The organism is Pedobacter cryophilus, assembly GCF_005116455.1.
GTDB lineage: Bacteria > Bacteroidota > Bacteroidia > Sphingobacteriales > Sphingobacteriaceae > Pseudopedobacter > Pseudopedobacter cryophilum.
The window spans coordinates 25,097-41,716 of the sequence record NZ_SWBP01000002.1; the positions used below are offsets into that span (position 1 = coordinate 25,097).

General features: G+C 31.8%; 17 protein-coding genes. 5 read left to right on the top strand and 12 right to left on the bottom strand.

Annotation, left to right across the window (positions count from 1 at the left end; genetic code table 11):
- Positions 1 to 144: 144 nt before the first annotated feature.
- The 5 genes from FA046_RS05345 to FA046_RS05365 all read left to right on the top strand — a co-directional run bounded on the left by FA046_RS05345 (position 145) and on the right by FA046_RS05365 (position 4,196).
- Positions 145 to 594, top strand: coding sequence for a hypothetical protein (locus FA046_RS05345; RefSeq protein ID WP_136825363.1), 450 nt, complete (start codon positions 145 to 147; stop codon positions 592 to 594).
- A 435-nt stretch (positions 595 to 1,029) separates the two neighbouring features.
- Complete coding sequence (locus FA046_RS05350) at positions 1,030 to 1,254, top strand: hypothetical protein (protein ID WP_169303307.1); 225 nt, start codon at positions 1,030 to 1,032, stop codon at positions 1,252 to 1,254.
- A complete protein-coding gene (locus tag FA046_RS05355) occupies positions 1,230 to 2,015 on the top strand; it encodes a sensor histidine kinase (protein ID WP_136825365.1) in 786 nt (261 codons plus the stop codon). Before FA046_RS05350 ends, FA046_RS05355 begins: the two co-directional genes overlap by 25 nt.
- Before the next feature lie 920 nt (positions 2,016 to 2,935).
- Complete coding sequence (locus FA046_RS05360) at positions 2,936 to 3,565, top strand: LysE family transporter (protein WP_136825366.1); 630 nt, start codon at positions 2,936 to 2,938, stop codon at positions 3,563 to 3,565.
- A gap of 97 nt (positions 3,566 to 3,662) precedes the next feature.
- Complete coding sequence (locus FA046_RS05365; RefSeq protein WP_136825367.1) at positions 3,663 to 4,196, top strand: YceI family protein; 534 nt, start codon at positions 3,663 to 3,665, stop codon at positions 4,194 to 4,196.
- Between the two features lie 156 nt (positions 4,197 to 4,352).
- On the opposite strand, the gene FA046_RS05370 is transcribed toward FA046_RS05365, so the two are convergent.
- The 12 genes from FA046_RS05370 to FA046_RS05425 form a co-directional block, all read right to left on the bottom strand.
- Entirely contained in the window at positions 4,353 to 5,393 is a 1,041-nt protein-coding gene (locus FA046_RS05370) for a DUF2157 domain-containing protein (RefSeq protein WP_136825368.1), read from the bottom strand.
- Between the two features lie 49 nt (positions 5,394 to 5,442).
- Positions 5,443 to 6,480, bottom strand: a complete 1,038-nt coding sequence (locus tag FA046_RS05375) for a bifunctional riboflavin kinase/FAD synthetase (protein WP_136825369.1) — start codon at positions 6,478 to 6,480, stop codon at positions 5,443 to 5,445.
- 8 nt (positions 6,481 to 6,488) lie between these two features.
- Positions 6,489 to 7,217, bottom strand: coding sequence for a tRNA pseudouridine(55) synthase TruB (gene truB / locus FA046_RS05380; protein WP_136825370.1), 729 nt, complete (start codon positions 7,215 to 7,217; stop codon positions 6,489 to 6,491).
- Positions 7,217 to 8,011: an undecaprenyl-diphosphate phosphatase gene (locus FA046_RS05385; RefSeq protein ID WP_136825371.1), complete on the bottom strand. Its 795-nt coding sequence runs from the start codon at positions 8,009 to 8,011 to the stop codon at positions 7,217 to 7,219. Before FA046_RS05385 ends, truB begins: the two co-directional genes overlap by 1 nt.
- Positions 8,008 to 8,244 (bottom strand): DUF3098 domain-containing protein, encoded by a 237-nt coding sequence (locus FA046_RS05390; RefSeq protein WP_136825372.1) that lies wholly within the window; start codon positions 8,242 to 8,244, stop codon positions 8,008 to 8,010. Before FA046_RS05390 ends, FA046_RS05385 begins: the two co-directional genes overlap by 4 nt.
- Positions 8,245 to 8,250: 6 nt before the next feature.
- Positions 8,251 to 9,129 (bottom strand): cell division protein FtsX, encoded by an 879-nt coding sequence (locus FA046_RS05395; RefSeq protein ID WP_136826058.1) that lies wholly within the window; start codon positions 9,127 to 9,129, stop codon positions 8,251 to 8,253.
- 259 nt (positions 9,130 to 9,388) lie between these two features.
- Positions 9,389 to 9,754: a response regulator gene (locus FA046_RS05400; protein ID WP_136825373.1), complete on the bottom strand. Its 366-nt coding sequence runs from the start codon at positions 9,752 to 9,754 to the stop codon at positions 9,389 to 9,391.
- Position 9,755: 1 nt separating this feature from the next.
- Positions 9,756 to 10,334 (bottom strand): chemotaxis protein CheB, encoded by a 579-nt coding sequence (locus tag FA046_RS05405; RefSeq protein ID WP_136825374.1) that lies wholly within the window; start codon positions 10,332 to 10,334, stop codon positions 9,756 to 9,758.
- Complete coding sequence (locus FA046_RS05410; RefSeq protein ID WP_136825375.1) at positions 10,331 to 11,152, bottom strand: CheR family methyltransferase; 822 nt, start codon at positions 11,150 to 11,152, stop codon at positions 10,331 to 10,333. Before FA046_RS05410 ends, FA046_RS05405 begins: the two co-directional genes overlap by 4 nt.
- Positions 11,133 to 11,528, bottom strand: coding sequence for a response regulator (locus tag FA046_RS05415; protein ID WP_136825376.1), 396 nt, complete (start codon positions 11,526 to 11,528; stop codon positions 11,133 to 11,135). The genes FA046_RS05410 and FA046_RS05415 overlap by 20 nt, the downstream gene beginning before the upstream one ends.
- A gap of 1 nt (position 11,529) precedes the next feature.
- Positions 11,530 to 15,096 (bottom strand): response regulator, encoded by a 3,567-nt coding sequence (locus FA046_RS05420; RefSeq protein ID WP_136825377.1) that lies wholly within the window; start codon positions 15,094 to 15,096, stop codon positions 11,530 to 11,532.
- A complete protein-coding gene (locus FA046_RS05425; protein ID WP_136825378.1) occupies positions 15,097 to 16,569 on the bottom strand; it encodes an ATP-binding response regulator in 1,473 nt (490 codons plus the stop codon).
- Positions 16,570 to 16,620 lie beyond the last annotated feature (51 nt).

Consider the following 16,620-nt stretch of genomic DNA (forward strand, 5'->3'; position numbering starts at 1 on the left):
CACTATTGCTTGGGTTTTAAATGCCATCTTTTTGTAAAAAGCAAAAGCCTACCTAACCTCTTTTACAACGAAATTTAAAATACCAGAATATTTGTATTCTCAATTTCTATTAAATAATTTACTTTTAGGGAAAATCCTAAAATAATGAGTAAAAAACCCGTTAAGAAGAAAATTATTAAAGCAATGGTTGATGCTTATGATAAAAGAAGACTAAGAAACAGCCAAGATCTACCAATTATTATTCCTGGTGAAAAAAGAGAAGACACTAAAAGTATTTGGGTGCCTAAAGAAACATTAGATAAGTTGTTTGCAGATAATCCTACCGCCAATGGTTTAAGAATGTACTTAGGCGTTGCGGGGAATTATAAAGTAGATAATGATACCTATACCTCAGCAGAAAATCATCTCGGGCAAACTACTTTAATTTTTGTAACTACGCATTCAAGCGTTAGCCCTCCAACAATGGCAAGTAGTGTTGATTTATTAAATAATGACGATATTTCAATTTCTGATGATGACTTAGGAGGATCGGGTTTAAACGATCAGGAAACTTGTCCACCTCCACCCATAGGTTCATCTTGTACTGAATTTTAATTTGATATGTTTTTACTTGTTTTTTCTTTTGTAGTTGAATTTTTTGCGGCGTTTATCGGGCTTCTTAGAAGAAAGTATTTAGAAAATAAAGGCTTAAGGTATTTCCCTATTTTTATATTTATTCAGTTTTTAAATATTTTGGCAAGTTCGCTTTACACCAGAGTATTTCTTATGGGGTATAACCTTTGGATGTATAACCTCTTTATGGTGTTTGATATGCTGTCTTTTTCATATTTCTTTTACTATCAATTTGATAGCTTGAAGCTTAAAAAAATAACGGTATGGCTTTCCATTCTTTTTGTAGTTTTTTATATTGTTAATTGGCTCTTTATTCAAGACTTTTTCAAATATTTTAGTAACCCGAGATCTTTAATGGGAGGTAATTTAATTGTGTTTTCATTAATGTATTTCTTTCAACTATTTAACAATCCTAAAATGGTAGAAGATATTAGTAGGAAAGCACAATTTTGGATAGTGATAGGGATTTTCTTTTTTTACCTTACCTCTACAGTAATTATGGGCTCATTAAATTATTTAATAGCCATGGATTCTGAGCTCTATAAATATTACAACCACTCTGCTACCATGAAATATTTAGCCATGTCTCTTTATAGTTTTTATATTATAGGTTTCTTATGTCACAAAACGGACCAGACGTAATAGGAACCATCATTTTTATAAGCATTGCTTTTGCGGCTTTAGGCATTTTTGTATTGATGTTATTATTTGCCTATCAGCGAAAATATATTAAGCACATTAAGGCTGAAGAAGCACTTAAACTAGAAAACGAGCGTAATCTTTTAAATGCCCAAATAGAAGTAAGAGAGCAAACTTTAAAAGATACCGGTGCCGAATTACATGATAATGTAGGGCAACTTTTACTGCTGGCAAAAATGCAATTAGCTCGCCAAAATGATGTTAAAACAGCCAATAGCAGAGATTTAATTCAGAGTGCCATTGAAGAAATTAGAGAACTTTCTCATCGTCTTAATTTAGACTGGAGTCAGGATTTTAACTTGATGGAACTCATCGAAATTGAGCTAAAAAAGTTAAGAAAATTAGATATTCTTAAAATTGAATTCCTTCCTTTAAAGCAAGATTTTTTAATAGATCAAAAGTATAAAATTATTATTTTAAGGTGTTTGCAAGAATCTATTCAAAACATGCTGAAACATTCCTCGGCCAGTAAAATAAAACTAGAGGTAGCATTAGAACAAAATCATTTGATAGTATCGCTTCATGATAATGGTAAAGGGTTTAACCCAATTTTAAAAACACAATCAGCAGGTTTAATAAACATGTCTGCCAGAATGAAATCTATTGGTGGAAGTTTTGAAATTAATTCTGACATGGCAGGCATGGGCACTACTTGCAAATTTATTGTTCCATGTGATTCCCAAATTGGAACTGACAGTAAATAATGCCACAAATTCGCGAATGAAAACGAATACTATGAGTTTAGCTTCGTGGAAATCCGTGTATTCGTAGCAAAAAAATAATCTTAGAAGCAGCATCCGCATCAAAAAATAATACCACGAATACACGAATGAAAACAAATATTATGCGTTTAGCTTCGTGAAAATTCGTGTATTCGTGGCAAAAAAAACAAGCTTAAAAGGAGCATGCGCATAAAAAAATAATGCCACGAATACACGAATGAAAACGAATACTATGCGTTTAGCTTCGTAGAAATCCGTGTATTCGTAGCAAAAAAATAATCTTAGAGCAGCCTCCGCATCAAAAAATAATAACACGAATACACGAATGAAAACAAATATTGTGCGTTTAGCTTCGTGAAAATTCGTGTATTTGTGGCAAAAAAAATAACCTTAGAAGAAGCATTTGCATCAAAAAATAATGCCACGAATACACGAATGAAAACGAATGTTATGAGTTTAGCTTCGTGAAAATTCGTGTATTCGTGGCAAAAAAATAACTTTAGAAGAAGCATTTGCATCAAAAAATAGTACCACGAATACTATGCGTTTAGCTTCGTGAAAATTCGTGTATTCGTGGCAAAAAAAGTAACCTTAGAAGAAGCATTTGCATTAAAAAATAATGCCACGAATACACGAATGAAAACGAATACTATGCGTTTAGCTTCGTGGAAATTCGTGTATTCGTGACAAAAAAAAATAACCTTAGAAGAAGCATTTGCATCAAAAAATAATAACACGAATACACGAATGAAAACAAATATTATGCGTTTAGCTTCGTGAAAATTCGTGTATTTGTGGCAAAAAAAATAACCTTAAACTATGTGGCAATAAAAAAGCCACGAAAGAACAAGAATGCTATTATTTCATTTCTCTAAAATTTTCTTTCCTATTATATTTACCTTATGCTTTTACTCACTTTTATAGTGGCCATTTTGGTTAATTTTGTAGGATATGCCCCTTTAGGTAACATCAACCTCACCACTGTTCAAATTTCTATCAATAAAGGTTTAAAGCAAGCACTCATTTTTGTTACTACTTTTTCAATTATAGAAGGAATTTTCACCTACGTTTTAATGCGTTTTGCCGAATGGTTTGCTTCCAAAAAAGATTTACTGCATTGGTTAGATTGGGTTATTGTTGCCGTTTTAATCATTATGGGAATAATTAGCTTAAACCAAGCAAGAAAAGAAGTAATGCCAACAGACGATGTGAGAAAAAGGGATAGCATTAAAACGGGTATTATTTTAGGCGTATTTAATCCGATGATTATTCCTTATTGGATGATTGGTGGTACTTACCTCATTAGCCATCAATGGATTACTACCAAAGGATTGGGCTTAGAGATTTTTGCAGTTGGGGCGGCAATTGGCTGCTTTCTATCCTTGTATTTGTTTGCTCGGTTTGCGCAATATATTCAAAATAGATTCTCTTTTAGCAATAAAATGATTAACAAAAGCATCGCCATTATCTTTTTTGCTTTAGCATCTATTCAAATTATCAAGGAAACTTATTTCTACTTTGTAAAATCATAATTGTGTAAAGACTTGAAAATAATTTAGTTTAATAATACATGTTTAAACATATATTATTATCTTTGACCAGAATTAGAAACTATTAAACTAAAAAAGTATGTCAAATCAAGGAAAATGGGTTTTAGATCCAATGCACTCAGAGGTTCAATTTAAAGTAAAACACTTAGTAATCTCTACCGTAACAGGGACTTTTAAAATTTTTGAAGGAAGTTTAGAAACTACAAGCGAAGATTTTTCTGGTGCAAACATAGAATTTTCATTAGATGTAAACAGCATTGATACCAACCAAGGAGATAGAGATAATCACTTAAAATCAGCAGATTTTTTTAATGCCGAACAATATCCAGCTATTAAATTTAAATCAACATCTTTCACGAAAGACGGAGATGATTATAAATTAGACGGTCATTTAACCATTAAAGACGTCACTAAACCTGTTTCTTTAAAAGCAGAATTCGGTGGAATAGCAACAGATTTTTACGGAAATGTAAAAGCTGGTTTTGAAGTTACTGGTAAAATTAACCGTAAAGAATTTGGCTTAACTTGGGACGGTATTACCGAAGCAGGAAGTATTGTAGTAGGTGAGGATATTAAATTAGCCATCAACGTACAATTTGCTAAACAAGCGTAATTGAGTCCGGAGTTTTCAGACGGCTGTTTGCAGCTCTGGATGACTAATATATAAATAAAAAAGTCGGAATAGCTCCGACTTTTTTTATGACCTCAAATTTTTAATCTTTATTCCTTTCTCTTTGTTCCTTAATCTTTATTCCTTGTTTCTTGCTCCCTACTCTTTTTTCAAAAACTCCAGATTCCAAATTTTCTCAGCCTTTCGGCCGATAATCCAAAAAGAGATAGCTAAAACCATAAAAAATAAGGCTTTGTGCCAAGTATCCCAAAAGTATTCAAAAAACCTACTGTAGAGATTTACAATTAGAAATGTTGCGCCAAACTCTCTGGCCATTTCATCTTTAAACTTAAAACCTAAAAAGAAGGTAAGTCCACAAATAAAAATAGAAAGTGAGCCCCATCCAATTAAAGAAGTTTGGTTAACGCTATACCATTGATCAATAGAACCAAAATTTCCGAAGATGGATAATAGCCATAAAGCTGTAAAAGTGTATAAATAAGCTATAAAATAAGTGGTTTGGAATAGAAATTCTAGTTGTTTGATGTTTCTTAGCAACCATGCTCCTGCAATTAGTAAAGTACCAAAACAAACAAACCTTAAAGGATAATTCATCCCTAAAAAGTATAAATTTCCTTTGCTGATATAGCTTGTCTCGGTGCCAAACCATGAGCCTAGTGAGAGTAATGCAAAAGCCCAAATCAATTTTGATTTAAAATAGTAACCTAAAAAAGCATAAATAGGAACTGCGGCTAAGAATATTAAAGAATAATGATCAGTATTTCTAGAAATTGATTTCCCAAAATAAGCCAATCCATTTGCTATAAATAAAATACCACCAAACAAAAGTGCTTCATTGCTAAATACTTGGCGCACTTTGTTTTTTCTTCTTTTATTCCCTAAAAATAAAAACCATGCAGCCGCTAAAAAAGATAAAATACTGATGATAATGTTAGGTGTTTGATAAAGTGTTTCTAGCAAAACCAGTATCTCTTTATCAATTAACAAAGAGCCCAGAGCAAAAACACCACAGGCTAAAGCAATGTAAATAGAATATTGAGCCAGTTTTTGCCAATCAAAGTTTTTGATGGCATAGCTTTTCTTTAATTCAGCAGATTTTACTGGGTCTAACAATTTCTCGTCTTCCCAGTGTTGAATCATTTTATCTAAAAATTCAGCTTTTTCACGGTCGATGCGCATGTATCTAAATTAAAGAATAGCTTTGATATTGAAGAAAAAGAAACTAGCGTTAATGAGTTTGGTTCTCAAAATAGTTTAAAGTACTGATTTTGTCTTTCGCTAACTGTTCAGTTAGTTTAGCTAAACCTTCAAATTTAATATCATGACGAATAAAGTGAAGGAAATCTAAGCGAATACTTTCATGATAAATATCTTCATTAAAATCAAAAATATTCACTTCAATATTTTGGCTCATTCCGTTAATGGTTGGTCTATGACCAATATAAGCCATCCCTCTAAATTTACAATTGTGGTTTTGATGGTTTTTTAGATTTGATTTTTGATTATCTGATGGAGAGAGTTGAAAAGGATTATCAATAACTTGATTTTTATTTTTGTTGCTTTTCTCTGGAATATGAATTTCCACAGCATAAATCCCATCAGAGGGGATAATTTTATAACTCTCTTCTATAAATAAATTTGCAGTAGGGTAACCTAAAGTTCTTCCAATTTGGTCGCCTCTAATCACTTTTCCTGATAAAGAAAAAGGATGTCCCATCAATTCATTGGCAACATCAACATCTCCAATAGAAAGAGCCTTTCTAATACGAGTAGAGGAAATGGCTACATCGGCAATGTCTTGCTCTGGAATTTCATTGATTTGGTAACCATAAACTGGGCTAAATTGCTGTAATTCTTTTAAGCCACCGCTTCTGTCTTTTCCAAATCTATGGTCGTAACCAATCACAATACCTTTCATCCCAATTTGATTGATCAAAATTTCTTTGATGTATTGCTCTGCGTTTTGGTTAGAAAAATCTCTGGTAAAAGGAGTGATAATAAGGTGATCTACTCCCAATTGCTCCAACAATAAGGCTTTTTCGGCAATGGTATTGATCATCTTTAACTCATGATCTTCGGGGTGTAAAATCATCCTGGGATGAGGGAAAAATGTTAGGATTACCGATTCCCCTTTAATTTGATGTGCTTTTTCTATCAGTTTTGTAATGATTTTTTGATGCCCTAAATGCACCCCATCAAAAGTGCCAATGGTAACCACAGCATTTTCTAATCTTTCAAAATCTTTAATGTGATGATAGATTTGCATGTTTGAAATTACTTAAAATCAGGCTGAGTTTTAATTTCTCTGATATGATTTACCAGTTCCATAATTTCAAAAGAGTCTTCAATTTTAAAGTTGCCACTTCTTGTTCTTCTCAGTTTAGAAAGAAAAGCACCGTTATTTAGTTTCTTGCCAAAATCATGAGCAAGAGATCTAATGTACGTTCCTTTGCCGCAAACTACTCTAAAGTCAACTTCTGGAAGCTCCACTCTGGTAATTTCAAATTCAGATATGGTTACTTTTCTGGTTTTTAATTCTACTTCTTCGCCTCTTCTGGCTTTCCTGTAAAGTCTTTCTCCATCAACCTTAATTGCCGAGTGTACTGGCGGATATTGGTCTAACTCGCCAATAAAATTTTGGCAGTTTGCTAAAATAGCTTCTTCTGTGAGGGTAGAATAATCAAAAGTTTGGTCTATCTCTGTTTCTAAATCATAAGAAGGCGTGGTAGCTCCTAAAGTAAAAGTACCTGTGTACTCTTTTTCTTCGGCCTGATAGGTTTCTATTTGTTTAGTAAGCTTGCCAGTGCAAAGTATCAGTAAGCCAGTAGCCAACGGGTCTAAGGTGCCAGCGTGGCCAACTTTTAACTTTAGCGGTTTAAAAGAATTTCTAATTTTTCCAACTACATCAAAAGAAGTCCAACCATAAGGTTTGTTTAGTATTAAAACTTCGCCTTCGGTAAAATTAAATGCAGGAAATATTTTCTTTATCGAGTTTTCACTCATTACATCACGTTAAGGTTATGGCCGCTTAATAGCAACACAATAATAATTGCACCGACTATAATTCGGTAAATCCCAAATATTTTAAATCCGTTTTTACTTAAATAGCCTATAAAACTTTTAATCGCTATTAAAGCAACAACAAAACCAATCACATTACCAATTAATAATAAATTAATTTCATGATTACTAATGGTATGTCCGTCTTTATAAAAATCATAAAGCTTTTTGGCCGTTGCAGCAAACATGGTAGGTACAGCTAAAAAGAAAGAAAATTCGGCAGCAGCTTTTCTGGTGAGTTTTTGAGTCATTCCGCCAATAATAGAAGCTCCTGATCTGGATACTCCAGGGATCATGGCTAAGCATTGAAAGACACCAATTTTAAATGCCGTAGGATAAGAAATTTGATCAGGATCATCTAAATCAGCATTTTTAAACCATTTATCAACAAACAATAAAATGATTCCACCTAATAATAAAGAAATAGCTACAGTTAATGGACTTTCTAATAATTGGTCAATGGTATCACTAAATAAAAGCCCAAAAATTACTGCGGGAATAAAAGCTACCAGAAGCTTAAAATAGAAATCAAAAGATTTAAAAAACCTTTTAAAGTATAAAACCACAACAGATAGGATAGTGCCTAATTGAATGGCTACTGTAAATAATTTAACAAAGTTATCTGATTGAATGCCCATCAATGATGATGCGATAATCATGTGGCCAGTAGAAGAAACAGGTAGAAATTCGGTAAGGCCTTCAATAATGGCCAATACAATCACTTCAAAAATGTTCATACTTTAGCTGAAGACTTTTTTAATATGGCATAAAACCCCAAAGCAAAGCCTATTAAAACTACAATTGGCGCTAAAATAATTTTTGTAAAATTATAAATATCAGTATCGCCACTCATTAGCGTGAATCCTGTAATTACTACTACAATACTAATGATGAGCAATTGGTAATTTTGCTTACCAAAAACAAATTGAGCAGGACTATTATCTGATGGATTTGACTGTTTTTGAGCCATAATTTCTTATCTATATAAATCGTAAACTTTTAATTTTAAATATTTTGTAACTGCAAAATAGGTGCTTAAACATGATATGAAAATGCCTACACCAATTACAGCAATAAACACAATTCCAAACTCGGTATAATTGGTTAAAATCACCAGTTCTGGGATTTGTTGTTGCGCAAAATATAAGGTGAGCACCAATAAAATAATGGCAATTAAACCTGCAATTAGGCCGTGTAAAACTCCATACATAATAAACGGTTTTCTAATAAAACCTCTTGTTGCACCTACAAGTTGCATACTTTTTATTAAGAAGCGTTGTGAATAAATAGCCAACCTGATGGTATTATTTATTAATGCTACCGCGATGATTAACAATACAAATCCAAATCCGAATATGACTAATGAGATGGTTTTGATGTTTTGATTGATCATATCTACCAAAGATTTTTGATAGCGTACTTCGTTAATTAAAGGATTCTTTTGTAGTTGTTTGCTTAAAATGTCTATGCTTTGGTTATTTGCATAATCAGCTTTTAGGTAAACATCTATGGAGGAAAGTAGTGGGTTATAACCTAAAAACTTAATAAAATCTTCTCCTAAATCTTGAGTTAAATTTCTGGCGGCTAATTCTTTACTAATATATTGAGTAGATTTTACGTAATTGTTAGCTTCAATTTGCTTTTGTAAAGATAGGATGTCAACTTCCTTGGTCCCTTCGTTAATAATTACGTTTAAAACAATGTTTTCCTTCACATAGTTAGACAAGTTTTTGCCATGTACTAAAATGAGACCTAATAAACCCACCATTAAAAGCACTAAAGAAATGCTAATTACTGTAGAAATATAAATGGTTTTGGTTTTTTTAGATGCTTTGCTGTCTTCAAATTCTTCCATAAACAAAAGATTATTCTGCGAAATTAATAAACCTGTGCTTAAAATAAGCATCTAAGTTTGTAAACTATATAATTTAACATTTTTTAGCTTAATTTTTTGTTGGTTTAAATCAAAAAATAAGTAAAATTTAAATGGTATTTTAAGTAAAGCCAAGGCTAATTACTGAACTAAAATTATGGAGGTTGAAAATTTTAAAAGCGTAAAATTGAAACGATATTTTAATCATTAAAAGGATTACAACTTGAAGATGTGAATGCTATTATTTAGCTTTTAAAATGCTTTTAATGAGGTTTTCTAGCTCATCTAAATCAAAAGGTTTGGCTAAAATGGCATCAGCGCCGGCTATTTTTGCTAAAGACTGAATATCATTGTTTGCCGAGAAATAAATTACCGGAATGTGCTTGTAATCTGGATGGCTTTTTAAAAGTTGAGTGGCTTTTATTCCGCCAATTTCTGGGATCCAATTATCCATTAAAATAGCATCGGGGTTAACCTTAGAAACTTTCTCAATAATATCATGTGAAGTTTCTGAAACCTCCACATGGTATCCCCAATCGGTTAAAATAATAAAACATAATTCTAAAATGTTTACATCATCATCAAAAATAAGAATCGTTTTTTTCAATTTAATTAAGGGTTGTGTTAATGTTGTTTATGTAATTAATTATTTCTTCAATATTAAAAATATGATCTACCTCAAAAAGGTTGATGGCTTGCTGTGGCATAAATTTAATTTCGGCAACCGCAGGATCTTGCACAATAGTTATTCCATTATTTCTTTTAATGTAAAATAATCCTTTGGCACCATCAGAATTTGCACCCGAAAGTAATATGGCAGCTAAATTTTCGTGATACAGATCCGCTAAATTTTTGAAGGTTACATCTATAGATGGTCTTGAATAATTTACTTTTTCAGAAGAATCTAAAGATACACTATGGTCATTTTCAACTAGTAAGTGATAATCTGGTGGCGAAAAATAAATAGTGCCAGGTTGCAAAATTTCCTTTTCTTCACATTCTATAACGGGTAAGTTTGTTTTTGAAGAAAATATTTTTGCAATTGAAGTTGGGGTATTACTTTTTCTATGGAGTATAATAATAATAGGGAAATTTATATCACTTTTAATTTTAGGAATAACTTGCAGCAAAACATCAAAAGACCCTGCCGACCCTCCAATTACCAATAATTCTATTTTTTTGTTCAACAATTTTTCCTCCATATTTTCTCTCGTCCAATTTGTGTGTATTTTGATTCGAGATCAGAAAAGCGGATAGTTTCTTTGCTCCCTAATGCCAAAAAAGCCGAATTTTCTAAACTATCATCAAAAAGAGTTAAGACTTTTTCTTGCAAATCTTTATTAAAATAAATGAGCACATTACGGCAAATAATTAACTGAAACTCATTAAAAGAACGATCAGCAACTAAGTTATGGGTGGCAAAAACGGTGTTGAGCTTAAGCTCATCTATTAGCTTGATATGATCATAAATAGCTGAATAATAGGTGCTAAAATCTTTAATTCCGCCACTATTAATGTAGTTTTCTGAATATAGTTTCATATCGCCTATAGCATAAATGCCTTGTTTAGCAACTTCTAAAACCGAGGGATTAATATCAGTTGCGTATAAAAGCGTTTTATGTAAGAGCCCGGTTTCATGTAATACAATGGATAAAGAATAAACTTCTTCGCCGGTAGAGCAACCTGCTAACCAAATTTTAATGTGTGGATGTGTGGCTAATTCTGGTATAATGGTTTCTCTTATAGTTTTATAGAAACTGGGATCGCGAAACATTTCGGTTACATTTACTGTAATTTCTTCCACAAAACGACTTAAATATTCTTCGTCATTTAAAATCCTATATCTTAACTCTGCAAAACTTTTATGCTTGTCTATCAAACATAAACGGTTAACTCTTCTTTTAAGAGAAGCCATGCTATACTCTGTAAAGTCGTAACCGTATTTTTGAGCTACGTCTATCAATAAAATATGAAGCTCATCCTCCTTAATTAAGTCGGCTTTCATTATCTATTAAGTATTTGTTTATAAAAATCATTAAATGATCTAGGTTTACGGGTTTGGCAATATAACCATCAGCGCCAGCAGCAATACACCTTTCTTTATCGCCAACCATTGCTTGAGCGGTAACTGCAATAATGGGTAGGTTTTTGAAATCATCTGTATTTCTTAGTAGTTTAATTGCTTGATAGCCATCAATTTCTGGCATCATCATGTCCATTAATACCAATTTAATGGCGGAATGTTCTTGAAGAATAATTAGACCTTCTTTGTAGCTTAAAGCATGATGAGCAGAAAAACCTTTTGCCTTAAGTACCATCTTTAATGCAAAGATGTTTCTATAGTCGTCATCAATAATAAGTATCAAATTATTACCAATCATATTAATTTTGATAAAGCCAAACTCTTAATAAGGAAAGTAGCTGATCTAAATCTACCGGCTTAGAGATATAATCTGATGCTCCTGCTTTAATACATTTTTCACGGTCGCCCATCATTGCTTTAGAAGTAACTGCAATAATAGGCAGTTTTGCATATTTAGCATTTTTTCTGATGGCTTGTATGGTTTCGTATCCATCCATTTGAGGCATCATAATATCCATTAAAACCACATCAATATTGGGGTTGTTTTCTAATTTAATTAATGCTTCTTTACCATCTATAGCACTAATCATGTTCATTTGGTATTTTTCTAAAACTTTAGAAATCGCAAAAATATTTCTCACATCATCATCAGCAATTAAAACGGTTTTATTTTTAATTACCTCGCTTAAAACCCCTAATTTTCTTAAAGTTTTCTCTGATTTCTCTGTAGAGTCTTCACTTACTAAATGTAAAAATAAGCCTACTTCATCTAAAATTCTTTGATAAGTATTTGCGGTTTTTACCACAATGGTATCGGCATATTTTTTAATTTTTTGTTCTTCTATTTTAGAGATATTTTTACCTGTAAAAACAATAATCGGTAGATTTTCTAATCCTTTGTTTTTTCTTATAATTTCTAGTGTTTCAAAGGTTTTACTATCGCTTATCCCCATATCTAAAATCACGCAGTCTACATCTTGCTCTTGCAAAGCTTTAGCGCTATCTGCTACCGAGTTTTTAATTTCAGTAGAAATATTAAAATTGCTTAAATAGTAGGAAAGTGCTGTGGCATGTTGTGGGTTTTCTTCTACAATTAGTACCTTTTTTGGGTCTTTATTTAAAGCATTTTCTATTTTAGTAAAAATACTTCCTAGCTGCTCAAATGCAAATGGTTTATCAATAAAATCAACAGCACCTTTTAGTAAACTTTCTTTTTTAGCCTGCAAAGAAGACATAATATGTACCGGAATATGCCTGGTTTTAGTGTTGGCTTTTAACGCATCCATCACCATCCAACCATCCATTACGGGTAACTGAATGTCTAATAAAATTGCAGACGGCTTATATTCTAAGGCAGCAGGTAATGCTAAATCGCCTCTAACTACCACAATTGCCTTGTAGTTTTCTTTATTGGCGTAAGTAATTAATGTTTTAGCAAAGAAAATATCATCTTCTACAATCAAAATTACTTTATCATTGGGGCTGATGTTTAAGCGATCATCTGCAACATCAGCAGGAATGGTTGTTACAATATTTGAATAATCTGGAGGCGAAATTGCTTCTTTTTGCTCTTCTATTTTATTATTATCTTCAACTAAAATTGTGGCTTGTTGCGTTGTAAATTTTGGAAGAGTAACTATAAAAGTACTGCCTTTGCCCGGCTCACTTTCTAAAGTGATAAAACCACCAAGTAATTTAACTAATTCTCTACTAATGGATAATCCCAATCCGGTTCCGCCAAATTTTCTGCGGGTAGAGCCATCTTCTTGCTGAAAAGCTTCAAAAATAAGTTTCTGTTTATCTTTTGAAATGCCTATTCCTGTATCTGTAACGTTAAATGATATTTGATTGTCTTTTTCTGATATGTGCAGGCTTACCTTTCCTTCCGAAGTGAATTTGATAGCATTAGATAATAGATTTTTAAGAATTTGCCCTAATCGGGTAATATCTGTTCCTATGGTATCGGCATGTTCATCAATAGTAAAAACCAAACTAATATTTTTCTGATTTACTATTGGGTTAAACATTCCACTTAATTCATCCACTACAGTTTTTAAAGCGGCTACCTCATAGTGCATATCCATTTTACCGGCTTCAATTTTTGATAGGTCTAATATTTCATCAATTAGAGCCAATAAGCCATTACCTGAACTTTGTATTACTTTAGCAGATTCTATTTGATCTTCATTTAAATTTCCTTCTAAGTTTTCGGCTGTTAGCCTAGAAAGTAAAAGAATAGAATTAAGAGGCGTTCTTAACTCATGAGACATGTTGGCCAAAAATTCTGATTTATACTTGGTACTTAAAGCTAATTCTTCGGCCTTTTCCTGAATAACAATATTTCTATCTATAATTAATTGATTTTTTTCTTCTAATAGTTTAGATCTTTCTTCTAATTCCTGATTAGATTCCATTAATTCTTCTTGTTGTACTTTTAATTCTTCTTCAGATGCTTGTAGTTTTTGAGTTTGAACTTCTAATTCAAAGTTTAGCGCTTCTAATTCAGTATGTTGTGATTGTAACTCTTCTGTTTGTGCTTGAGTTTGCTCTAATAAATTCTGATTATGTTTTCTAAAGCTTGCACTAATAATTGCTGCCCCAATGGTTGTTGACGCACAATCATGAAAAGATAAATCTATTTCATTAAATTTACTTGTACTGCCTAATTCAATAACGCCAACAGTATTTTTCTCGTAAGTAATAGGTATAATTAATAATGAGTCTAATTTTATTTTGCCTCCAGAAAAACTAAGCCCATAATTTTCTTCTGTTAAATTTTCAATCAGTTTTAATTTCTTTGAGGTAAATACTTGGCCAATAATTCCTTCACCTTCATCAAAAGAATTTTTCATGTATTCTTCTTTACCGTAGGAGGCTTTTAATTCTAATTTACCCTCATTATAAATGTATATGGCGCCATTATTACATTGGCCGTATTCAATTAAATAATTTAAAGATTCACCTGCTATTTCTTTAATGTTTTTATTCCCAACTAATTTATCATTAATGATAGCCAGCCCTTTTTGCATCCATTCATCGTCATTAATTTTATTAAAAGAAGTTTCTAAAGATTCGGCCATTAGGTTTAGCGACACACTAATTTTACTTAAAATGCCTAAATCATCACGTTTAATTCGGTCCGAATAATTTCCTTTAGCAATTTTAATGGCAATATCTTCAATAGCTAAAATACTCTCACTGGTCTCGTAATCTTTAGTTAATAATTCATTTTTTAATTCTTCACGCATTTTAAAATCACTTCTTATTTTTCTGTAAAAAATAAGAGCTGACAGTAAAGAAATTATTGTGAATACAAAAATGAGAATAGAGGTGTAAGTGGCTGATTGCTTTGCTTCTTGGCTTCTGCTTTTAAATAAGGTTTCTTCAATTTGGGTCATGTTGTCAATCAGAAATTTACACTTATCCATTTCTAATTGTCCGTTTAACATGTCTTGTAAAGAAACAGACTGATTTTTTAGTTTTCGATCTAAATTTCGATCTAAAATTCCAGTTCGTGAATTGATGATGGTATTTAATTCAATCCAATTTTTTTCTTGAATTGGATTATCTGAAGTGATTTCTTTGAGTGAGGCTAATAAATCAGGAAGTTCTGTTTTACTTTTTAAATAGGGCGCTAAGAATCTTTGATCTGATGTAATTACGTAACCTCTTTGTCCGTTTTCGGCATCTTTAAGGCTCGACATTACATTTTCTAATGATCTTAAAACTTTTTCGGTATGTCCTACTAAATCTTGATTCTCTACTAATCCTTTAATAGAAAGTAATGCAGCAGCCGAACTAGCAATAAGTAATATAAAGGAAAGGCTTAAACTTAGTTGTAAGTTTTTTAAGAAATTTGAATTCATTTAATCTTTTAATTTAATAGGAATACTAAAATAAAATTCAGCGCCGTTGCCTTTACTGCTGTTCACTCCAAATTTTCCAGTATGTTTATTGATAATTTCTGCGCAAATGTAAAGGCCTATTCCTAAGCCCTGAAACTTTAGAGATGATTCCTCAACCCTATAAAATTTATTAAATACGCTTTTTTGTTTTTCAAAAGGTATACCAATGCCGTTATCTTTTACTTTAATAACAACCTCATTTTTATTGTTTTCTCTGGTGATGGTCACCTGTTTATTATCTGGCGAATATTTTAATGCGTTGGTTAAATAGTTAATTAGCACTTGTTCTATTCTTGCCTCATCAGCATAAACTTCTAAAGGTTGCTCATTCCCTAAAATAGTGATAATGGCATCTTCATGTGTTTGATGGATGGTTTCACAAGTACTTTCTATTAAATTTTGAATATTAAATAAATGCTTGTTAAGCTTTAATTTCCCGCTATCTATTTTAGAAATGTCTAACAGTTCGGCAATTAAATTATTCAATTTGCCTACCTGTAAGTGTGCTTTTTCAATGTACTTTTTAATCTGTAAAGATTCGGTGTCTTTTAAGTTTCTATCTAAAAGTTGAATGTATGCCTTAATACTGGTTAAAGGAGTTTTAAGTTCATGGCTGGCAATACTTAAAAATTCATCTTTTTTCTTTTCAATTTGCTTTTGGTCTTCAATATCTGTAAAAGTGCCTACCCATTTTGTGATTTTTTCCTCGTCTTTTATAGGGATAATTCTTAGTAAATGAAATCTGTAATCTTCACTATTCAATTTTTTCACTCTAATTTCCATTTCTAAGCTATTACCCTTTTGCAGTTCAACAGCCCATTCGCTGGTGATATTTTTATCATCAGGATGCGTATCTGGAAAAATTTTATCGCTTGATGAATAGCTAAACCAATGCTTATTTACAAACTCTATGTTACCACCATCATCAGATGTAAAAGCAATTAAGGGTAAAGATTCTAATGTGCTATGTAATTGTTCTACTTTATCTCTTAGTTGGGCTTGTACGGTTTTTCTTGTCTCAATCTCTGCTCTTAAAATAGTTTGAATTTCATGAAGCTCTTTGGTTTGTTGATATAACTTTATAAAAGTATTTACTTTCAAAAGTAAAATATCTGGATCTATAGGTTTAGTTACATAATCAATTCCGCCAGAGGCGTAACCTTTAGCAATAAACTGCTTATCAATATTTACTGCAGATAAAAATATGATGGGAATATCTTTGGTTTTTTTAAAACCCGAGAGTGTTTCGGCAACTTCAAAGCCATCCATTGCAGGCATTTGAACATCCAAAATAATTAATGAATAATCAAAAGAAAGCACTTTTTTTAAAGCTTCTTCACCAGATGAAGCAATATCAACAGGATGATTTTTTAATTCAAGCAGCTTTTTTAACGAGTAAATATTCTCTGGTTTATCGTCAACAATTAAAATCATATTTCATTAAAAAATACAAACTAAGATTAGTTTTTACTCAGAATGGACGGT